Below are 21,701 nucleotides of genomic sequence, written 5' to 3'. Positions count from 1 at the left end.
TTATACTTGTTTTTGCAAATAGCTGACCAATTGATCAATTGATACTTCTTGCTGTTCGCCAGATTCCATATTCTTTACGTTTACAACTTGTTTTGCTAGCTCATCTTCACCTAGAACAACAACAAATTTTGCTTGTACACGATCAGCTGCTTTGAACTGAGCTTTCATTTTTTTATCTTGATAATCTTTATCGGCTACAAAGCCTGCGCGTCGAAGCGTATTTACAATTGAAACGGATTTTTCTTTTGCTTCATCGCCCATAGTTACTACATAGCAATCTACGCCTGTTTCTACCGGAAGCTCAATTCCTTCTGCTTCCAAGGCAGATAATAAGCGTTCGATACTTAAAGCGAATCCGATACCCGGTGTTTCAGGTCCGCCGATTTCTTGAATCAGCCCATTATAACGGCCTCCGCCACAAAGAGTTGTAATGGCGCCAAATCCTTCTGCTTCACTCATTAGTTCAAATGCTGTGTGATTATAATAATCTAACCCGCGTACTAGCGTCGGATCTACAACATAGTCAATGTCTAAATCGGTTAAGTACTGCTGTACTTTTTCAAAATATTCTTTTGAATAGTCGTTTAAATAATCAAGAATAGACGGCGCTGTAGCCATCAGTTCATGGTCACGATCTTTTTTACAGTCTAAAATACGAAGAGGATTTTTCTCCAATCTGCTTTGGCAGTCGCTGCAAAACTCTCCAATGCGAGGTGCAAAGTGGTCAATAAGCGCTTGACGGTGAGCTTGACGACTTTCTGTATCTCCTAAACTGTTAACAACCAACTTTAATTTTTTCAATCCAAGCGATTGGTAAAAGCTCATTAACAGGGCAAGAACTTCAACATCAATAGCTGGATCATTTACCCCTAATGCTTCTACGCCAAACTGAACGAATTGACGGAAACGTCCCGCTTGAGGTCGTTCATAGCGAAACATAGGACCAATATAAAACAGCTTTGTTGGCTGCGTTGGATTTCCAAACATCTTATTTGAAACAAATGATCGTCCAACTGCAGCTGTTCCTTCCGGACGAAGCGTTAAGCTGCGGTCACCTCGATCTTTAAATGTGTACATTTCTTTTTGCACGATATCTGTTGTTTCTCCCACTCCGCGCAAAAATAATTCAGTGTGTTCAAACATTGGTGTACGAATTTCTTGGTAGTTGAACGCACGGCAGATTTCTCTTGCTCGCTGTTCAACAAACTGCCAATATTCTACTTTGCCCGGTAAAATATCTTGTGTGCCTCTAGGTATTTGAACTGACATAACGTGATATGCCTCCTATTTTTTAAATTTACAATACAAAAAAACTCTCGCCTCTACTATTTTTCCATAGTAGGGACGAGAGTTAATCTCACGTGGTACCACCCTAATTGAAACATATGACATGTTTCCACTCATTTCGTTAACGCACGAACACGTTCATCTCCTACTAAGTTTCCCTTTTCAGAGTGAAGCCTCCTGAGTGTTCTTTCATAAAGTCATCATGTAGAAATGCTTTCAGCCTAAGACATTTCCTCTCTAGCCATGTGTCATCTTTACTACTTTTCTCGATCTTTGGCTTATCAATATAAAAATGTTATACATTCATTTTAATTTAGCAATTGCTTTCTATATTACGAATGAAATGAGCAGTTGTCAAGCACCTTTCATGTTAAGAGCGGTCTAATTGTTTTCTTAGTTTCTGAATATCTCGAAGCGTTAAACCAAATTCAGAAGCCAATTCAAGGGATGAAGCTTCACTTTCTCTGTCAATAAAATCATGAAAATGAATGCCAAATACCGGATTTACCTGCTGAAATGATTGTTCACCTTTTTCACTAAACTTCATCGTTTCTTCCTCCCTGCCTACACTTACTTATCCTTTTATTAGCATTGCCCAAAAAAGATGTTTTTACATAAGAAAAAGGATTTTTTTTATTTTCATCGAATACTCTATTTTGTTATAAAAAGGAGGTCTATCTATTCGCCATCTAAACATGAAGTCTGTATCTGTTTTGGCTGCAAGTATCCTTTTATTACTGTGTTCTTCCTCATTTGAGCGCCCACATGTACCGGTCCATCAACCCATTATTGTAACAGCTGACTCTCTTCATGTACGCAGCGGTCCAGGACGTTCATTTTCAATTACAAATAAATTTACGAAGAATACAAGACTATCCGTTTCAGACCGTCAAGGAGATTGGTATTATGTAGAAAGCTCGGATATTCAAGGATGGGTGTTTAAAAAATTTACGAAAACCGTAGCGCTTCGCAGCGTTCAGCCTAGCATGCAGGTAGCGCAGCGCCAGCCTGTTTATACGCTGAGTAAAAGCTTGCAGCACTTAAAGGGCAAAACAATTATTATTGATGCAGGCCATGGAGGAAAAGACAAAGGAGCCATCGGCACACAGGGCACATATGAAAAAGACCTCACTCTTCGAACAGCACTTATTTTACAAAACAAACTTCAAAAAGAAGGCGCACACGTCATTTTAACCCGCACCCATGATGAGTACCTTCTACTTTCACAGCGCACGCTGCAATCGACTAAAGCAGATGCTTTTATAAGCATTCACTACAACAGTACGAACAGCTCACAGCTAACTGGCCTTATGACGTATTATTACCATCAGCATCAGGACAGTCCACTCACACATTCTATTCATCAGTCCCTTATTAATCATGCAAAATTAAAAGACAAAGGAGAACGTTTTGGAAACTATTATGTTCTTCGCGAAAATACACGCCCGAGTACATTAATTGAACTGGGCTTTTTAAGCAACGAACGGGAAGAAACGTATATTAATTCCATCAGTTATCAGCAAATGATTACGTCCGCTATCGCTGAAGGATTAAATCACTACTTTCAAAGCAAAGAAAAAACGCAGACTCATCTGTGAGCCTGCGTTTTTTCTTTGCTTTCTACAATAAGCGTGACCGGTCCGTCATTTGTAAATGATACGTCCATCATTTCACCAAATGCGCCGGTTTCTACTCGAACATTTTTTTCTGATAATATTTTATTAAAATAGTTGTAAAGCGTTACAGCATGATCTGGCCTAGCAGCTCCCATAAAGTTTGGTCTTCTGCCTTTTCGGCAATCTCCGTACAGCGTAAATTGAGATACCGATAAAATTTCTCCTTCTACATCTAGAAGCGACAAATTCATTTTGCCAGACTCATCATCAAACACTCGCAAATTCACAATTTTATCCGCTACATACTCTGCATCAGCTTCAGTATCGTCATGGGTAATGCCCACTAAAAGCATATATCCGTGCTTAATCTCACCGACCGTCTCACCTGCAACAGTTACTTTTGCATTCTTTGCTCTTTGTACGACTACTCTCATGTATAACGACCTTTCTTAATGCATAATTCGGCGAACTGAATAAATGTCTCGAAGCTGCTTAATGCGCTCAACCACTTTATGAAGGTGACTGATGTTATGAATAGAAATTGACATATGAATCGTAGCCATTTTGTTTCGGTCCGATTTTCCTGAAACGGCTGAAATATTCGTTTTAGTCTCGTTTACAACCTGCAGAACTTCATTTAGTAAGCCCCTGCGGTCGTATCCGGAAATTTCAATTTCCACGTTAAACTCTTTGCCTTCTTTAATATGTGTTTCCCACTCTACAGGAATAAGGCGGCTTTCAGCATCATCTGTGTGAACGTTTAAACAATCTGCTCTATGAACAGATACTCCTCGCCCCTTTGTAATAAAACCAACAATCTCATCTCCAGGAACTGGATTACAGCATTTAGACAAGCGAATCAGCATGTTCTCTACACCCGGTACAATAACCCCGGAATCTTTTCGTTTATGCTGGCGAACACGCTTGGCCGCAGTGTCGCGTGCAATATCATCAATTTGGATCTCTTGTTCTTGATCGCGCTGCTTTCTCCACTTCTCGGTTAAACGATTAGCTACTTGAGCCGCAGTTAATCCGTTATACCCAATAGCTGCATACATATCATCTTCGTTTGAGAAATTAAACTTCTCCGCTACTCGTTTGATATTATCAGCTGTTAATACTTCTTTTAAGTCAAACTCCATTTGACGAATTTCTTTTTCAACCAGCTCTTTGCCTTTTTCAATATTTTCATCGCGGCTTTGCTTTTTAAAGAATTGGCGAATTTTATTTTTGGCTTGAGACGTTTGAGCAAGCTTTAACCAGTCCTTGCTTGGACCATACGAATGCTTAGACGTCAAAATTTCAATAATGTCCCCCGTTTTCAAACGGTAATCAAGCGTAACCATCTTGCCGTTGACTTTTGCTCCAATAGTTTTATTTCCGATTTCAGAATGAATACGATAGGAAAAATCAATTGGAACAGAACCCGAAGGAAGCTCAATGACGTCGCCTTTTGGCGTAAAAATGTAAACCATGTCGGAAAACAAGTCAACTTTTAGAGATTCCATAAATTCTTCTGCATCGTTTGCGTCATTTTGAAATTCTAAAATTTCTCTAAACCACGTCAACTTTTCTTCAAATGAAGCATGCTCAGCTGTTTTTCCCTCTTTGTAAGCCCAATGAGCAGCAATTCCATACTCAGCAATTTGGTGCATGTCAAACGTTCGAATTTGAACTTCTAACGGATCACCTTTTGGTCCGATAACCGTCGTATGAAGAGACTGGTACATATTTTGTTTTGGCATTGCAATATAATCTTTGAAACGTCCCGGCATTGGCTTCCAGCACGTGTGAATAATTCCTAACACCGCATAGCAATCTTTAATGCTATTTACAATAATGCGCACAGCTAGTAAATCGTAAATTTCATTAAACTGCTTGTTTTGCAGTGCCATTTTACGATAGATGGAATAAATATGTTTTGGGCGTCCTGAAATTTCAACTTTAATCGACACTTCATCTACTTGCTCTCGAACTTCATCAATAACTTCAGCCAAATACTGCTCGCGTTCCGCACGCTTTTTCTTCATCAAATTTACAATGCGATAATATTGCTGAGGATTTAAGTAACGTAAAGCTGTATCTTCAAGCTCCCACTTAATTTTTGAAATACCGAGACGATGAGCAAGAGGAGCAAAAATTTCAAGCGTTTCATTTGAAATGCGTCGCTGTTTTTCCTGCGGTAAATGCTTTAGCGTACGCATGTTATGAAGACGATCTGCAAGTTTGATCAGTATGACTCGAATATCTTGAGCCATTGCTACAAACATCTTGCGGTGATTTTCAGCCTGCTGCTCTTCTTTAGACTTATATTTAATTTTTCCCAGTTTCGTTACGCCGTCTACTAACATTGCTACTTCTTCATTAAAAGCTTTTTCTAAATCTTTTAGTGTTATCTCTGTATCTTCAACCACATCATGTAGAAATCCAGCTGCAATTGTTGCTGGATCCATATCTAGATCAACTAAAATTCCTGCGACTTGAATCGGGTGGATAATATATGGTTCACCCGACTTGCGATATTGTTCTTTGTGAGCTTCTTTTGCAAAATCATATGCTTTTTGTACAAAAGCCACATCTTCTTCATTTAAATATCGCTTCGTATTGTCAATGACCTGTTCCGCTGTTAGGACTTGCTCATTTGCCATGAAATCACCTTTTATCAACTAGCATTTTTAATTCATATTGTAACTATTATCTTGAAAAAATCCAAGGATGTAAAGCCTTTGCGTTTAATTTATCAAATTTACATCATTTCCATTTTACGTATTAACGTTTTTTAACGAAAAAAGAGCACCTGTATCAGGTACTCTTTTTTATGTGATCGTTCTTCTTAATACGTCATTAATGTGAATACATCATAACCGTCTAGTTTGTCACGGCCGTCAAGGTAAGAAAGTTCAATTAAGAACGCAGCTCCAACAACAATTCCGCCTAATTCTTCAACAAGCTTAATTGTCGCTTCAATTGTACCGCCTGTTGCTAATAAATCATCTGTAATCAACACGCGCTGACCTGGCTTAATTGCATCTTTGTGAATCGTTAATACGTCTTTACCGTACTCTAAACCGTAATCTACTTTAATTACTTCACGCGGTAATTTTCCTTCTTTACGAACAGGTGCAAAACCGATACCTAACGCATATGCTACTGGACAACCAACGATAAATCCGCGAGCTTCCGGTCCTACGATAATATCAACTTGTTTATCATTCGCATATTTTACAATCTCATCCGTTGCGGCACGGTATGCATCACCATTGTCCATTAATGTTGAGATATCTTTAAATGTAATACCTGGTTTTGGCCAGTCAGGTACAATTGTAATATAATCTTTAAAATTCATTCTAATGTTGCCTCCTCATTCAATCGAACGCTTAAAAATATCTTGAAATTGATTTTTAAGCTGTACATATGACGTATAAATAAAGTTTTTTTCTATTTCAATCTGCTGCTGCTTTTGGCGATAAGTCGCAGATTCTATTAAATCACGTTTCGCAGAATTTTTCACTAACGAAATTAAGCCATTGTTTATTGTAACAAATTCTAACTCAAAAAACACCTTTGCCATAAAATCAATCGTTTCTTTCGACCAGCCCTTATGAATCGCTAAATCTTCTTTGTAGCGTTTTAAATCAAAAGGACCCTTTTTCGCTAAAAAGCCGTAGAACCATTTAAAGTGATCGCGAGTTGGGATTGTATCAAAATAATGGTCTTCTTCCGTTAAGAAAATAGCGTATATTCTAGAAGGAATACCTTGGAAAAACAAACATTCAAGCCACTTCTGTAAAGGAGGCAAATCTAATAAAACAATCTGTTCCCCTGCAAACATACATGCTTTTGCCTGTTCTTCATCTTGAATAAGAACAACATGCTCCATCGGCAGCATCGACTTGTATTTATCAATTGTTGAATCGTGAAAAGCAACAACTTTCATTTGATCCGTGAATACCTGCTCAAAGAAACGTTTGACATCAATAGCACTGCGATAATCAAACATCTGCCACTCATCTACAGAGATATCTTCTACCATCAGCTGCGGTTTGCGCATATTGTTCCACTCATTAATAGATAGTTCACCTACTAATGATACTTTAGCTATAGGAGATACTTCATCTAATATATAGCCTAACCCAAATCCTACTGCATCAACCGATACACCGCTGTCTTCAAATACCAGTTTTAAATGATTTTTATTAGCACCAATTTTCCGCATAGATGTTGTATGAACATCTTTAATGAGAACTTTTGGCTTCGGGTTATGCATACCAAATGGAGCAAGCGCACTCATTTGTTCAATATTTTCCAGCGTAATTTCCTCTGTTGTGCATACTGTATCAACTGATGTAATTGGAATAAAATCCTGTTCGGTTAACACGTTGCTTGCTTGTTCATTAAGACGTGTGCGCAGCTCTTCTACATCATCGCTGTTTAACGTCATGCCGGCTGCCATTGGATGCCCTCCAAAATGCGGCAAAATGTCACGGCATTTAGATAAGTTCGCGAATAAGTCAAAGCCTTCGATACTTCTTGCTGAACCTTTGGCAATACGGTTTTCAGAGTCAATACTTAGTACAATTGTTGGTCTGTAGAACTTTTCTACGAGCCTAGAAGCGACAATTCCAACAACACCTGCATTCCATCCTTCTCCCTCTACAATAAGAACGCTGTTTTCATCCGGAGGATACATATTTTTAACAAATTCAACGGCTTCTTCCGTAATATCGTTTACGATTTGCTGCCTTACCTTGTTTAACGCATCAATTTCTTTAGCTAAACCTTTTGCTTCTTCAGCATTTGTTGTCATAAGCAAGTGAACAGCTGGATCAGCATCTTGAAGACGTCCTACTGCATTAATGCGAGGAGCCATAGCAAATCCAATTGTATCTTCAGTAATTTCTTCGCGTTTTACTCCACATACGCTCAGCAGCGCTTCAATTCCAGTGCGCTTCGTGAGCTTGAGATAGTCAAGACCTTTGCGAGCAATTAAGCGGTTTTCGTCGACTAAAGGAACCAAGTCAGCAATCGTCCCAATCACTGCTAGTTCTAACAAATGTTCCGGAAGCTCCCCTAACAGCGCATGAGCGAGTTTAAAAGCCACTCCTACACCCGCCAGTTCTTTAAATGGATATGTACTTCCCGGCAGCTTTGGATGAATAATTGCATACGCATCCGGTAAAATCGGACCCGGCTCGTGGTGATCCGTAATAATTAAATCAAAATCTAATTCACGTGCATACGCCGTTTCTTCGACTGCCGAAATACCTGTGTCTACCGTAATCACCAGCTGATAGCCGCCTGCGTTTATTTTATCAAATGCTGCCTTATTCGGCCCATAACCTTCTGTAAAGCGATTAGGAATATAAAAATCAGTATCAGCGCCGAGCTGCTGTAAAGCAGATAACATAACAGAAGTACTGCTGACGCCGTCCGCATCGTAATCTCCATAGATCATAATTTTTTCATTATGATCAATTGCTTGCTGAATACGAGCTACCGCTTTGTCCATATCGTGCAATAAAAACGGATCGTGGAACGTTTGTGCATCAACGTGTAAAAACTCACGTGCCGCTTCTACTGTTGTCCTGCCTCTATTAAGTAATAACGAAGCTACTAGAGGTGTAATATTGAGGTTTTCTACAAATTCATTAACAAGTTGTTCATCACATTCTTGAACATTCCAACGTTTTTTTGACTGTAACATGTCTCTTCACCCCTTAACCCACATTATTATACTAGAGTGGATGAAATGGAGCAACGAAAGAAAATAAGCATATTTTTCTGACAGTGCGCCTTGAATTTTCACAAACAAAAAAACGTGCGAACACTTCGCACGTTTTTGAATTACTTGCTTTCTACTTCTTTTTGTTCCTCGCGCTTCAACTGTTTCCCTTTCCACACAAGCCATAGCTGAGCAGCAATAAACACAGATGAATATGCACCAAGAATTAAACCTACTAACAGGGCAATTGAGAAGTTTTGAATTGATTCACTTCCGAATACAAGAAGTGCTACAACTGCAATCACAACTGTTAACACGGTGTTCATTGAACGAGTAAACGTTTCACGCAAGCTTAAATTTACGATAAACGCCAAATCGTCAAACGTTTTGGATTTGAATTTCTGCATATTTTCACGAATGCGGTCAAACGTAACAATCGTATCGTTAATTGAGTAACCAACAATCGTCAAGACAGCGGCGATAAACGTTAAATCTACCTCTAGCTTTGTTAAGCTAAAGACCGTAACGATAAAAAACGCATCATGCAACAAAGCAAGCACGGCTGCAAGCGCCATGTAGAACTCGAATCGAATCGTTACATAGATGATAATTCCAATTGAAGCAATTACAATCGCCATCATTGCATTTTTCGCCAGTTCTTTTCCAACTGTCGGCGAAACGGTGCTTACGTTTGGTTCAGAACCGTATTTATCTTTAAAGTGATCTTTTAAGTTGGCAATTTCTTTTTTATTCAAGACCCCAACTACACGTACAACACCCGTATCATTACTTTTTCCTGTAATGACTACGTCATCCGTTTTGATATCAAGAGACTTCATTTCACGCTGTATCTCAGCCTGCGTAACGGTATGATTTGCCGGAATCTCTATGCGAGTTCCGCTCGTAAAGTCAATACCTAGGTTCAGCCTAAACACAGCAACCGAGATAATACCGATAATGACGAGCACGCTTGAGAATGTGAAGAACGCTTTACGGTATTTAACAAAGTCAATTTTATCCCACACTGTAGGTAAAACGGTTGTGCCGTCATCTTTGCTTAAATCGTGAATTTGCTCTTTCTTCACGCCAAAGTAGCCTGGTTTTTTATCAAACCAGCGGCTGTTTACTAAAAGACTCATTAATAATCGCGTACCGTATACGGCCGTAATAAAACTTAGCACAATCCCGATCATTAATGTTGTTGCAAATCCTTTTACTGAACTTTGACCATAAAAGAATAATACAAGAGCCGCTAACATCGTTGTAATATTGGCATCAAAAATGGTCGCAAGTGAGCGACGATTTCCTGCTCGGTAGGCCGATATAACAGACCTTCCTGTTTTCAGTTCATCTTTAATCCGCTCGTACGTAATGATATTCGCATCTACTGCCATACCTACACCGAGAATAAGAGCCGCGATACCTGGAAGCGTCATAACCACATGCATCAAGTCAAATACAAGCAGGTTTAAATACACGTAGAAGCTGAGTGTAATAATGGCAATAAGCCCCGGTAAACGGTAGAAAAACAGCATGTAAAGGAATATAATTCCAATTCCAATAATACCCGCTAATATAGTCGTGTGAAGAGCTTCTTCCCCAAACTGCGCTCCAACGGATGTAGAGTATAGCTCATCTAATTTAACCGGCAACGACCCGGCATTTAGCAATTCCGCCAGCTGCGTTGCACTTTTCACTGTGAAGTTGCCACCTGAAATCTCAACATCTGGCTGTGTTAACACGCTGCTAACAGAGGCTGCAGACAGGTACTTCGGATTTTGTTTTGTCGCTTCTTTTTGGTACGAGTCTTTTCCTTCTTCATAGTCCAGCCAAATGACAATTAAATTGTTAGGTGCTGGTTTTTGAGAAAGCTCTCGCGTGATCTTTTCAAATTTTTTCGCATTTTTTAACTTTAGTGAGACGCTAGGCTGATTGCTTTGGTCAAACGATTGCTTTGCTCCGCCTTGCGCTAAGTCTGTACCATCCATCAGCACCTTATCGTTCACGTCACGGAACGTTAAGTTTGCTTGAGTTGATAACAGATCCCTGGCTTGCTTTTGATTCGTGACACCAGCTAGCTGAACGCGGATGCGGTCGTTTCCTTCAATTTGAATGCTGGGCTCACTAACTCCCAGTACATCGACACGTTGACGCAGCGCTTCAACCGTGCTGTTAAGTGCCTTTTTGTCAATGACATCGCCTTTTTTAGCTGGACTGACTTTATATAAAATTTCAAATCCACCTTGAAGGTCGAGGCCAAGTTTAATATCTTTTGTAATTCCAGTCATCGTTGTTCCGATTGTACTAAACACAAGCAGTACTAAGAGGAAAAAGGCAACGATACGTCCTCTTTTAACCATCGACAGAAAATCCTCCTTCTTATGTAAAAAACATGAAATGATAACAATAGATAAATGACCAATCTAATTATCATTCATAACCTAATGTCTGTCAAATAAAGACCTTATCAAATTTTAATACATGTATTTTACAAACTCTACTTTAATAATTCTTTCCAGTCTTCTCCATTATTAACACTTGAGAACATATCAGATTTATAAGATTCAATTGTTACATAGCTCATCACCTGCGTGATCTTAACAGATAAAATATCATTTACCACTTGATGGAGAGATAGCTCTCTTTCTTTTTTCCATTTTTTCATTTCTAAATAACCCAATAAATCGTTCTCCGTTACTTCTTCATATCCAAGCATATGAAATTCTTCCATTTTGCTGGATAAGACAGGCTGTATAAGTTCTTTCGAAGCTGAAATAAATGGATGTGTCATATCGATCCTCCTTCCTGTTTGACATTTTGCGTAAAATTTCTTTCTCGTATGAGGAATACTTGTCATGCTTGGACACCGACGGCGCATATATTCACTGTATAAACCTCAAGAAAGCAGTGAGTATATGTCTAAATTTTTACAGGGAACTATTATTTTAATAATTGCTGGCTTAATTACACGTGTACTCGGGTTTGTCAATCGAATTGTGGTGGCTCGAATGATTGGAGACGAAGGTGTGGGACTTTATATGATGGCGGTCCCCACGCTGGTATTAGTAATCACCTTAACACAGCTTGGGCTACCGGTTGCCATATCCAAGTTAGTGGCAGAAGCAGAAGCTTTAGGTGACAGGCATAAAATAAAAAAAATACTTGTCGTCTCTTTAAGCATTACGTGTACGCTTAGCGTTTTATTTACGCTCGGACTAATATTATTCGCTCCCGTTGTAGCAAAAACCTTCTTTACAGATTCACGTACGATCTATCCGCTGCTGGCGATTATTCCTGTTATTCCAATCATCGCCGTTTCGTCTGTCATCCGCGGATATTTTCAAGGAAAGCAGCAAATGAAGCCTGCTGCTTATTCTCAAATTATCGAACAAGTGGTGCGCATTACGTTAATTGCCGTATGTACAAAAGCATTTTTGCCCTATGGAATTGAGTACGCTGCGGCTGGTGCTATGCTATCTTCCGTATTTGGAGAACTAGCTTCACTGTTTTATATGATGTTTATGTTCAAGCGAAAGAAGAAAATAACGGTAAGACGAAAATTTTTTGCTTCTTTACATGCGGGCAAAGATACGTTCTTTGACTTAATGGGAATTGCTCTTCCCACGACAGGAAGCCGCATGATTGGGTCAATTTCTTGGTTTTTAGAACCGATTGTAGTAGCTCAAAGTTTAGCAATTGCAGGAGTAGCGACAGCTGTAGCAACGAAGCAGTACGGAGAATTAACAGGCTTTGCACTCCCTCTCCTGATGCTGCCTTCTTTTGTAACGGTGTCTCTATCCACGTCTTTGGTTCCCGCAATCAGTGAATCTCTTGCACAGAATCAAATGAAGCAAATCGAATATCGACTTCATCAAGCTCTCCGCTTGTCGTTTGTAACAGGCGGGCTAGCCGTTGTTGTTCTTTATGTATTTGCTAATCCGGTAATGGAATTGATGTATGGTTCTGACAAAGCTGCTATTTTTGTCAAAGTAATGGCGCCTTTTTTTATCTTTTATTACTTTCAAGGGCCGCTTCAAGCTGTTCTGCAGGCGCTAGACCTTGCAAAAGCCGCCATGATTAACAGTTTTATAGGAGCAGCGGTCAAAACATCTCTTATCTTCTTACTCGCAACTCAGCCAAATCTAGGCATTATGGGAGCTGGTCTTGCAATTGTTGTGGGAATGATGCTTGTCACTCTTTTACACCTGTCTACCGTCATGAAAAAAATCACGTATAAGATTCATGTGTTTGAGTATCTTCGCAGTTTTTCTGTAATGGGGATATCAGGTTTTACCGGACACTTCGCTTATATGAACCTTTTCACTTCCATCCCTTTGAGCTTACGAACCGTTTTATCGATTGCACTTACAAGCATTGTATACGTACTGTTTTTGCTGCTTTTTAGACTGATAACAAAAGAAGAATTAAACCGTTTTTCTGTTTTACGCTATTTTAAACGAAAATAAAACGCGGAGCAATCCGCGTTTTATTGTTTCACATCTACCAAATCTATAAAAAATTTTCCGTTGTCATAGCTGCAATATGAAACCTTATCTAAGTTTGAATACCCTAGCTTTTCTAGCTCTGTCTTTAACCATTCCGTCGTTTTATGTTCATGCAGCAGATGCTCTTCTTGAATAATGCCATCAATGATAAAAGGCAAATTCAAATTGCCTTTTTTGCCTGGTTGCTGATCTTTCTCAAACACGGATAGCCTTCCTGAAGATTCTAAAATAGCAAATTCAACATCAGCTACATTTTTTATATTTTTATCACGCAGCTGCACGAGCAAGTCATTGAAGTTATATCGCTGCCTTTTCATTTCATGTTCGTTTATTTTTCCATTTTCAATGATAATACTAGGTTTGCCATCAATAAAATTTCGCATTCGATTGCTTTTAAGAGACCATATAGCTAAGCCGATTTGAATAATAAGAAGCGTTAACATCGGAAGAATTGAATACAGCAAAGGATCTTTTGGGTTTTCAATAGCCATTACTGCCATTTCAGCAATCATAATAAAGACAACTAAATCCAAAATGCTCAGCTCTCCTATTTCCCTTTTACCCATGACGCGAAAAATAATTAAAACTACTACGTATAAAAGCACGGTTCGCGCAACCATGATCAATAGTTCCACTGCAAAGACCTCCTTTATGTATTCCCTTGTAGTTTGTACCATTTATTTTAAAATAGCCTTACTTTTATGCGTCTATTTTGAAGTCATCCCGAATATGCTCGTACTAAGGGTTCACCTATCTTTTTATTTCATGGGGGGGAAACAAGTTGGGTGCAAAACGAATGAGCAATGCTGTATTTGCAGGAGTAGCAACAATCTTAGTGATGGCTTTAGCGATTAGCATTATCTTTTCGCTTATTTTAAAATTTACATCGCTTGAAGAACAGTCGGTCCGTTTATTTTTACTTATTCTCTCATTTATTACACTGTTTATCGGAGGATTTATCGCGGGAGGACGAAACGGTTCAAAAGGACTTCTCGTTGGAGGAGCCACTGGTATTTCTTATTCTTTTTTAATGTTTTTACTACAATTTCTCGGCTATAGTCACCTGTTTTCTGCACAGCAGCTCTTATTTCACGCTGGATTTATTGGAGTCGCTATTCTAGGGGGAATTGTTGGCGTAAACATTGCCGGTTCACGAGAAGCATAAAAAAACGTCACGTACATGTACGTGACGTTTTTTTATTAATCTACGCTTCTTACTTCACGAATAGCATTGCGGTCAAACGTTAATTTTGAACCGTCAGTGCTGCGAACCACAACTTGTGACTCATCGATTGCGTCTACCAAACCGTGCATACCGCCAATTGTAACAACCTTATCACCTTTTTTAAGTGCTGATTGCATTTGCTGTACGTTTTTTTGACGTTTTTGCTGTGGACGGATTAACAAGAAATAGAAAATGACAAACATTAAAAGTAATGGCCAAATATTTTGTAAAACACCCATGAAAACTCCTCCTTTTATTTATATTATCAACAGGTACTCATTCATAAATTTGATGAAAATTCCTGTAGTGACCTAGAAATTCTTTGCGTCTGGACCGTTAAACCCATATTTTTCAAAGAACTCATCACGGAAATCGCCAAGTCGGTCTTCGCGAATGGCTTCACGGACTTGCTCCATTAAGTTTAGCAGAAAATATAAGTTATGGTAAGATGTTAAACGAATTCCAAACGTTTCATTACAACGAATTAAGTGGCGAATATACGCTCTTGAATAATTTTGACACGTGTAGCAGTCACAGTTTGGATCAATCGGACCGAAGTCTTCTGCATATTTTGCATTTTTAACAACAAGACGACCTTCGCTTGTCATAAGCGTTCCGTTACGTGCAATACGCGTTGGTAATACGCAATCAAACATATCGATCCCGCGAATCGCTCCATCAATTAACGAGTCAGGTGATCCTACTCCCATTAAATAACGTGGTTTATCGGTTGGTAAGTATGGCGTCGTAAACTCAAGCACACGATTCATCACATCTTTTGGTTCTCCAACTGACAGCCCTCCCACAGCATAACCTGGGAAGTCCATTGAAACTAAATCAGCTGCACTTTGACGGCGTAAATCTTCAAACTCTCCGCCTTGAACAATTCCAAAAAGACCTTGGTCTTGAGGGCGGCTGTGAGCCTCAAGGCATCGCTCTGCCCAGCGGCTTGTGCGTTCAACTGAACGTTTTAAGTAGTCATATTCTGCTGGATAAGGTGGGCATTCATCAAATGCCATCATAATATCAGACCCAAGCGCATTTTGGATGTCCATCGCTTTTTCTGGAGATAAGAAAAGCTTGTCTCCATTCAAATGGTTGCGGAAATGGACGCCTTCTTCTTCAATACGGCGCAAATCACTTAAGCTAAAAACTTGGAAGCCGCCTGAATCCGTTAAGATGGGACGATCCCAGTTCATAAATTTATGAAGGCCTCCCGCTTTTTTAACAATTTCATGACCAGGACGAAGCCATAAATGATACGTATTACTTAAAATAATGCCTGCTCCCATTGCTTTTAAATCTTCCGGAGACATTGTTTTTACTGTAGCTAATGTGCCTACTGGCATAAAAATAGGCGTTTCAAATGAGCCGTGAGGCGTATGGACAATCCCTAAACGCGCTCCTGTTTGTTTACAAGTTTTTATATGTTCGTAACGAATTGCTGTCATTGATGTATTCCTTTCATGTTAAATTACAAAATTAGCATCGCGTCGCCGAAGCTAAAAAAGCGATACTTCTCTACTACAGCTTGTTCATAGGCAGAAATGACGTTTTCTCTTCCTGCTAAGGCACTTACAAGCATAATGAGCGTAGATTTTGGAAGGTGGAAATTTGTAATCATTCCATCAATTGCTTTAAATTCATACCCTGGGAAGATAAAAATGTTGGTCCAGCCTGAAGAAGCAACAAATTTGCCGTTATGCTCAGTTGCAATCGTTTCAAGGGTACGGGTAGAAGTTGTGCCTACTGAAATAATGCGACCGCCTTTTTCGCGTACGCTGTTTAGTAAAGCAGCGGTTCCTTCACTCACTTGATAAAACTCTGAGTGCATATCGTGCTCTTCTAAGTCGTCAACGCTGACTGGACGGAATGTACCCAATCCGACATGAAGCGTTAAAAATGCAATATGCACACCTTTTTCTTTTAACTGTTCAAGCATCTCTTCTGTAAAGTGAAGACCTGCTGTTGGCGCTGCTGCAGAACCTTGTTCGCGAGCAAAAACCGTTTGATAGCGCTCTTGATCATCCAAGCGTTCTTTAATATAAGGCGGCAGCGGCATTTCTCCCAGTTGTTCCAGAACCTCATAAAAGATGCCTTCATAGTTGAATTCTAACAAACGTCCGCCTTGGTCGCTCGTTTCTTTACATACAGCTGTCAGACGTCCGTCACCAAACGAAATAACCGTGCCTTCTTTTACTCGTTTAGCCGGTTTTACAAGCGTCTCCCACGTATCGCCTTGTGTTTGTTTTAAAAGCAATACTTCAATATTAGCACCTGTATCTTCTTTTGTCCCAAATAATCGTGCAGGAAGAACACGCGTGTCGTTTAACACTAAACAATCTCCTTCTTGCACATAATCAAGAAGGTCATGAAACATATGATGCTTCACACTTCCTGTTTCCTTGTTTAATACCATGAGTCTTGACGCATCTCGCTGCTCAAGCGGCGTTTGGGCAATCAATTCTTCTGGTAAATGAAAATCAAATAAATCTACTTTCAAAATGTTCACCTGTTTCTACTTAATTATTTAAATTTGCCAATTACATAAAAAATAAGTGATAATACAACGCTTACTAGAATACATGTCACAACCGGGAAATAAAAGGTTGTATTTCCTTTTTTGATAAAAATATCGCCAGGAAGCTTGCCAACGAACTGCCATAACAGCCCAATGACGACTAAAATGCCCCCTAATGTGATAAGCATCTTAGGCATATCATTCACTGACCAGGCACCTCCAGCTGAAAATGATCATAAACCAAAGGCGTCACAATTCGTCCTCGCGGCGTTCGCTGCAAAAAGCCGATTTGCAATAGATACGGCTCGTATACGTCTTCAATTGTGTGAGACTCTTCACCAATAGTAGCCGATATGGTGTCTAACCCTACAGGTCCGCCCCTAAATTTTTCGATAATCCCTCTTAATAATTTATGGTCAATATGATCAAGACCTAAACGGTCCACCTGCAACATTTCTAATGCTTCGTTGGCAAGCCTTTCGGTTATGGCTCCGTCTCCTTTGACCTGAGCAAAATCTCTGACTCTTCGAAGCAAGCGATTCGCAATACGCGGGGTTCCCCTAGCACGCCTAGCCATCTCAAACGTAGCTTTCTCATCAATCTCTACATCTAAAATAGCGGCTGTCCTTTCTACTATCGAAGCAAGATCTTCTTCTTGGTAATATTCTAAACGGCTTAAAACGCCGAAGCGATCACGCAAAGGAGAAGATAAAAGCCCTGCTCTTGTCGTTGCACCTACTAGCGTAAACGGAGGCAAGTCCAGACGGACGGAACGTGCACTCGGTCCTTTTCCAATAACAATATCTAAACAGAAATCTTCCATTGCTGGGTATAGTACTTCTTCAACTGAACGATTTAATCGATGAATTTCATCAATAAAAAGCACATCTCCAGGCTCTAAGCTGGTTAAAACTGCGGCTAAGTCGCCTGGACGCTCAATAGCTGGCCCTGAGGTCGTTCGGATTTGCACGCCCATTTCATTAGCGATAATAGTAGCAAGAGTTGTTTTCCCCAATCCTGGAGGACCATATAAAAGCACGTGATCTAACGTTTCGCTTCGCATTTTGGCAGCTTTAATAAAAATATCAAGATGGGATTTTACTTTATGCTGACCAATGTACTGCTGTAAGGTTTGCGGCCGCAAACTTTGCTCGATGATTTCTTCTTCACCAAGAACATCTCCCGTTACAATACGATCGTCCATTTTACTCCTCCCTTACTTATTGTTTCAATAATCGCTTTAACGCTTCTTTAATATACTGATCCGTTGTCATCGTTTCCTTCATTAAAGCCGGAACAATTTTTTTGATTTCTCTTTCTGCATAACCTAATACTTTAAGTGCTTCAATCGCTTCATCGAGTGCTTCTGAACTTTGAGATTTGACTTCTTGTGCATTCAAATCTGCAAATAAAGAAGGAACGGCATCTGGTACAATATCTTGCAGCTTTCCTTTTAAATCTAGAATCATCTGTCGAGCTGTTTTTTTACCTACTCCTGGAAACTTAACCAAAAATTTCTCATCTTCCTCTTCCACAGCTTGGACAACCTGCGCTGGATTACCTGACGCTAAAATAGCTAAACCGCCTTTTGGGCCGATTCCTGACACGCTAATTAACTTCATAAATAAATCCTTTTGTTCTCGGGAAGCAAACCCGTAAAGTGCAATTACGTCTTCTCTTACATATTGATAGGTGTAAACCGTCTTTGGTTGTTCATCAATTGAAAATACATATGGATTCGGCGTAAATACTTGATAGCCTATCCCGTTGTTTTCGATTACTACATACTCAGGATTTATATATGTAACAGTACCTTTGATATAATCAAACAATAAGCTCTCTCCTTAATCACGTACGCGCGGGCAGTGACCTTCAACTTTGCCTACGAAGAATCCTGCCCGCATCGTTCTCTATTTTCCTTTAAAGCTGCTTTTTAAAAAGACGTTCAAGAGAACGTTTGCCTCTTTTCATCTTTGCCAACCTATTTTTACAATAGCTATAAAAAATAGAACCGCACATTTTTATTGATGAATGACCTTTTAAAATATATACCATACTAGACTGCTGAATACCATTTTAACATATCGCCAAAAGCAAATAGAAGCAATTTAGAATGTTGAATTCAATAATTATTTTACCATACTAAAAAACGGCTGCTTGATTGAAAGCGGCCGCTGCTGGAGCTGATAGATTTTATAGAAATTAATGAGGGAAAGATATTCATCTTTTGATTGAACGCGAATACCTTTCTTTAATTGTTCATGTTGATAGCTCTCAAGCCTTTTGATGTCAATTTGAAAAAACGATTGTATAATATGCTGTGACGCAGCTGGTTTGCCTTCAAATGCTGAGAGAATACCGTTAACAGAAAGCCCTACATAACCGTTCTCTTTTAAAATAGGTGAAATATCGTCTATGCTTGTTCTAAAAACTAGCTCTTGATCCGTTTCTTTAAGCAGTCGCCAATTTTTATATTTTTTCATTAATTGTTTTTTCGTCATAGAGGGGCTTTTGATCATCTCTTGACTTATAACTCCATCCACATACACGCGCTCAAGAAATAATGTTATCGGCTCCTTTTCATTCGCATCTGCACGGTATGGCATTATACAAAGCACAATACTTACTAGCATTAAAAAAGCTGCTTGATGAATGACTTTCTTCACTCACCTTCACCTCACACGTTAATCATACTCTTTTTAGTATTATCTAAAAAGGTTTTGTGAAAATCTACACTAATAGTTTGACCTACTTATTTTCTTTTATCCTCTTATTTTATGAAGCAAATCCCTTTTACGATATTATGTTAAGAAAACATGGAGTATTTGTTACATTTGCACACTATTTGTAAAATTTTCTCTTGAACGTTTTAATTAAATTTTCGCAGGGTATGTACATAGTGGAAGTAATTGTAAGGACTTCTATTATCTATTTTAATAAAAAAGGGAGCTGAAGTAATGAGAATGAATAAACGTGTAGTCGGAACTTTTTTTTCAGAGAAAGAAGCTTTAGATGTTATCCATAATTTAAAGCGTCAAGGTTATCGAGAAACAGACATTATGGTTATTTCTAACAGTAAAAGCAATACATTTCAAATAGGTCACGATACAAATGTAATTATTGAAGCTGGTTCACCTGCCGTAAGTTCATTAGCTGGCGTCATGATGGATAACTTTTTTACCATGATGACAGGCGGCATGGGGCTCAAACAAGGAAACGGCTTGAAATCAAAGTTAATCCGCATGGGCATACCAGACTTCTCAGCCGTGCAGTGCGAGACAGATGTAGCTGCTGGTAAAATTCTAATCTTGATAGATGCCGTAAGCTCTGAACAAACTCCAGCGTACGGAACCTATACGGAACACAACGAGCATAGAGCCGTCCAACTACGTGAAGAAAAATTAGATGTCTTAAAAGAACGCGTCCAAGTCGGTGAAGTAAAACTCCACAAAAAAGTAATAGAGGAAGAAAGAACTGTACACGTTCCTGTTACGAGAGAAGAGTTTTATATTGAACGTCGGCCTGTAGTTGACGGAGACTATAACGCTGGGCCACTTACAGAAGATGAAATTATTCGTGTTCCAATCATGGAAGAACGAGTGGAAATAACCAAACGACCAGTTATTGTTGAAGAAGTAATTATAGGAAAAAAACTTATTCAAGAAACAAAAGAATGGACTGAAACAATTAAGAAAGAAGAAGCAAGCGTAGAACCTGATGGACTCGCGAGCCCTGAAGTATACGAAAATATGATGAACTATACAGACCATACTTACGCTCAAGTTTCTGCAGCTCTAGCAAGCGACGTGGAAGCTGAATACGAAAATAGTCAGACAACTAACAACGAGAAGCCAAACACACAAGCTAATGAGACAAGCTCTTCTGCAAAAAATGTAAAAAATACAAAGAGTGTCGCTACGGCACCAGCAGATACGAAAAAAAGAGAAGGTCGCCTCAAACAAAATGAAACTAACGCTCAAAAGGAAGAAGCGGAATCCAAAACAACAAACAAATCTGCTTCTAACAAGAAAAATTAATAGTTACATGTTCGAGGAATAGCTGCCTGGCTTCAATGGCAGCTTTTTTATATGTCTTCTCATCAAAAAAACAGCCGTCCTTCACAGACAGCTGCTTCTTCATTTAACGATGTTTATGATTGACATTCTCATCGACTGATTCAAATAGACCATTGAAATTAGTTTGAATCGTATTACGGTCTTTTCCATTTCGAATATCGTCATCAAGAGAGCGAGCGTTCATAAATACATCATGATCTACTTTTACTTGAACATTGTAGTCCTTTGCAATAGGCTTTACTTTATCGAGCACGTTTTGTTTTAAACGGCCGTTATTTATGTCTTTGGCGGGATCCACAGCAACTAATAGCTGATCTCCACGGACAACGGCGCGACTATTTTCTACACCTTTAACGCTTGCAGCCCGATCAGCCACTTTTTCCGTAAAGTCTCTTGGATAATCTTCACCATAATACATATTAGCAACGCCATTTGTACGATCATTTGTATTATTGATGTTTCCATAAGGGTTTGTCGGATTATCAAAACGTCCATCACTTACGTTTAACGGATAATTAGGTGTTCCATTCCCATCTAAAACTTCAGTCATTGGACCTTTCGGATTATCTACGCGATGTTCATTCGCTTTTTCATTTGTATGATACCCAACAGGCTGTGTCGTATCTGTATAGCGCTGTTCCATACCTTGGTCTTTGTTATTGCAAGCGCCAAGTCCCATCATACATGCGAAAGCTAAAGAAGTTGCTACATACCTATTCAACATAATCGCCCCCTAATTTAAGCTCTAT

At 39.2% G+C, this 21,701-nt stretch carries 21 protein-coding genes and 1 other annotated feature; of the genes, 4 read left to right on the top strand and 17 right to left on the bottom strand.

The features are described 5' to 3' along the window. Positions 1-1,269: a histidine--tRNA ligase gene (gene hisS / locus AC0C45_RS01470; protein ID WP_237892990.1), complete on the bottom strand. Its 1,269-nt coding sequence runs from the start codon at positions 1,267-1,269 to the stop codon at positions 1-3. A 68-nt stretch (positions 1,270-1,337) separates the two neighbouring features. Beyond that, positions 1,338-1,570: a binding site (T-box leader), on the bottom strand. An 87-nt stretch (positions 1,571-1,657) separates the two neighbouring features. Beyond that, on the bottom strand, positions 1,658-1,834 hold the full coding sequence (locus AC0C45_RS01465; protein ID WP_013059305.1) for a hypothetical protein: 177 nt from the start codon (positions 1,832-1,834) through the stop codon (positions 1,658-1,660). Positions 1,835-2,000: 166 nt separating this feature from the next. On the opposite strand from AC0C45_RS01465, the gene AC0C45_RS01460 reads away from it, so the two are divergent. Further along, a complete protein-coding gene (locus tag AC0C45_RS01460) occupies positions 2,001-2,885 on the top strand; it encodes an N-acetylmuramoyl-L-alanine amidase (RefSeq protein WP_280168731.1) in 885 nt (294 codons plus the stop codon). On the opposite strand, the gene dtd is transcribed toward AC0C45_RS01460, so the two are convergent. From dtd to AC0C45_RS01430, 6 genes are all read right to left on the bottom strand, one after another. Next, positions 2,876-3,337: a D-aminoacyl-tRNA deacylase gene (dtd, locus tag AC0C45_RS01455; RefSeq protein WP_016765630.1), complete on the bottom strand. Its 462-nt coding sequence runs from the start codon at positions 3,335-3,337 to the stop codon at positions 2,876-2,878. The two genes, AC0C45_RS01460 and dtd, sit on opposite strands and share 10 nt — an antisense overlap. A gap of 15 nt (positions 3,338-3,352) precedes the next feature. Continuing rightward, the gene (locus tag AC0C45_RS01450) at positions 3,353-5,551 is read right to left on the bottom strand and encodes a RelA/SpoT family protein (RefSeq protein ID WP_013059308.1); all 2,199 of its coding nucleotides are present in this window, start codon (positions 5,549-5,551) and stop codon (positions 3,353-3,355) included. 185 nt (positions 5,552-5,736) lie between these two features. After that, positions 5,737-6,249 carry an adenine phosphoribosyltransferase gene (locus AC0C45_RS01445; RefSeq protein WP_013059309.1) on the bottom strand — a complete coding sequence of 171 codons (513 nt, stop codon included), beginning with the start codon at positions 6,247-6,249 and terminating at the stop codon, positions 5,737-5,739. Positions 6,250-6,264: 15 nt separating this feature from the next. After that, complete coding sequence (gene recJ, locus AC0C45_RS01440) at positions 6,265-8,607, bottom strand: single-stranded-DNA-specific exonuclease RecJ (RefSeq protein ID WP_237892996.1); 2,343 nt, start codon at positions 8,605-8,607, stop codon at positions 6,265-6,267. A gap of 140 nt (positions 8,608-8,747) precedes the next feature. Next, a complete protein-coding gene (gene secDF / locus AC0C45_RS01435) occupies positions 8,748-10,985 on the bottom strand; it encodes a protein translocase subunit SecDF (protein WP_016765632.1) in 2,238 nt (745 codons plus the stop codon). A gap of 137 nt (positions 10,986-11,122) precedes the next feature. Next, on the bottom strand, positions 11,123-11,416 hold the full coding sequence (locus AC0C45_RS01430) for a post-transcriptional regulator (protein ID WP_016765633.1): 294 nt from the start codon (positions 11,414-11,416) through the stop codon (positions 11,123-11,125). 64 nt (positions 11,417-11,480) lie between these two features. Here AC0C45_RS01430 and spoVB point away from each other — a divergent pair, with 64 nt between their 5' ends. Beyond that, on the top strand, positions 11,481-13,091 hold the full coding sequence (gene spoVB / locus AC0C45_RS01425) for a stage V sporulation protein B (protein WP_080743079.1): 1,611 nt from the start codon (positions 11,481-11,483) through the stop codon (positions 13,089-13,091). 20 nt (positions 13,092-13,111) lie between these two features. Here spoVB and AC0C45_RS01420 read toward each other — a convergent pair whose 3' ends face one another. Continuing rightward, positions 13,112-13,765, bottom strand: a complete 654-nt coding sequence (locus tag AC0C45_RS01420) for a DUF421 domain-containing protein (RefSeq protein WP_412762250.1) — start codon at positions 13,763-13,765, stop codon at positions 13,112-13,114. A gap of 146 nt (positions 13,766-13,911) precedes the next feature. Between AC0C45_RS01420 and AC0C45_RS01415 the strand changes: the two genes are divergently transcribed. Continuing rightward, a complete protein-coding gene (locus AC0C45_RS01415) occupies positions 13,912-14,295 on the top strand; it encodes a TIGR04086 family membrane protein (protein ID WP_014458132.1) in 384 nt (127 codons plus the stop codon). 35 nt (positions 14,296-14,330) lie between these two features. On the opposite strand, the gene yajC is transcribed toward AC0C45_RS01415, so the two are convergent. The 7 genes from yajC to AC0C45_RS01380 form a co-directional block, all read right to left on the bottom strand. Then, a complete protein-coding gene (gene yajC / locus AC0C45_RS01410) occupies positions 14,331-14,594 on the bottom strand; it encodes a preprotein translocase subunit YajC (RefSeq protein WP_013059316.1) in 264 nt (87 codons plus the stop codon). A 72-nt stretch (positions 14,595-14,666) separates the two neighbouring features. Further along, positions 14,667-15,806: a tRNA guanosine(34) transglycosylase Tgt gene (gene tgt / locus AC0C45_RS01405; RefSeq protein WP_013059317.1), complete on the bottom strand. Its 1,140-nt coding sequence runs from the start codon at positions 15,804-15,806 to the stop codon at positions 14,667-14,669. A gap of 23 nt (positions 15,807-15,829) precedes the next feature. Then, complete coding sequence (gene queA / locus AC0C45_RS01400; protein WP_034648797.1) at positions 15,830-16,858, bottom strand: tRNA preQ1(34) S-adenosylmethionine ribosyltransferase-isomerase QueA; 1,029 nt, start codon at positions 16,856-16,858, stop codon at positions 15,830-15,832. Between the two features lie 23 nt (positions 16,859-16,881). Beyond that, entirely contained in the window at positions 16,882-17,082 is a 201-nt protein-coding gene (locus AC0C45_RS01395; RefSeq protein ID WP_016765637.1) for a DUF2905 domain-containing protein, read from the bottom strand. Further along, positions 17,079-18,080, bottom strand: coding sequence for a Holliday junction branch migration DNA helicase RuvB (ruvB, locus tag AC0C45_RS01390; protein WP_016765638.1), 1,002 nt, complete (start codon positions 18,078-18,080; stop codon positions 17,079-17,081). The genes AC0C45_RS01395 and ruvB overlap by 4 nt, the downstream gene beginning before the upstream one ends. 16 nt (positions 18,081-18,096) lie before the next feature. Then, a complete protein-coding gene (gene ruvA / locus AC0C45_RS01385) occupies positions 18,097-18,708 on the bottom strand; it encodes a Holliday junction branch migration protein RuvA (RefSeq protein WP_237892998.1) in 612 nt (203 codons plus the stop codon). Positions 18,709-19,005: 297 nt separating this feature from the next. Next, on the bottom strand, positions 19,006-19,542 hold the full coding sequence (locus AC0C45_RS01380; RefSeq protein WP_053215313.1) for a BofC C-terminal domain-containing protein: 537 nt from the start codon (positions 19,540-19,542) through the stop codon (positions 19,006-19,008). Between the two features lie 291 nt (positions 19,543-19,833). On the opposite strand from AC0C45_RS01380, the gene AC0C45_RS01375 reads away from it, so the two are divergent. After that, positions 19,834-20,913, top strand: a complete 1,080-nt coding sequence (locus AC0C45_RS01375) for a YsnF/AvaK domain-containing protein (RefSeq protein WP_013085108.1) — start codon at positions 19,834-19,836, stop codon at positions 20,911-20,913. 103 nt (positions 20,914-21,016) lie between these two features. Here AC0C45_RS01375 and AC0C45_RS01370 read toward each other — a convergent pair whose 3' ends face one another. Then, entirely contained in the window at positions 21,017-21,676 is a 660-nt protein-coding gene (locus AC0C45_RS01370; RefSeq protein WP_013059324.1) for a YhcN/YlaJ family sporulation lipoprotein, read from the bottom strand. Positions 21,677-21,701: the final 25 nt, after the last annotated feature.

This window comes from Priestia sp. VA7 (assembly GCF_055710015.1).
The sequence above is the reverse complement of the archived record's forward strand: the minus strand, read 5'-3'. Positions and strand labels throughout refer to the sequence as shown.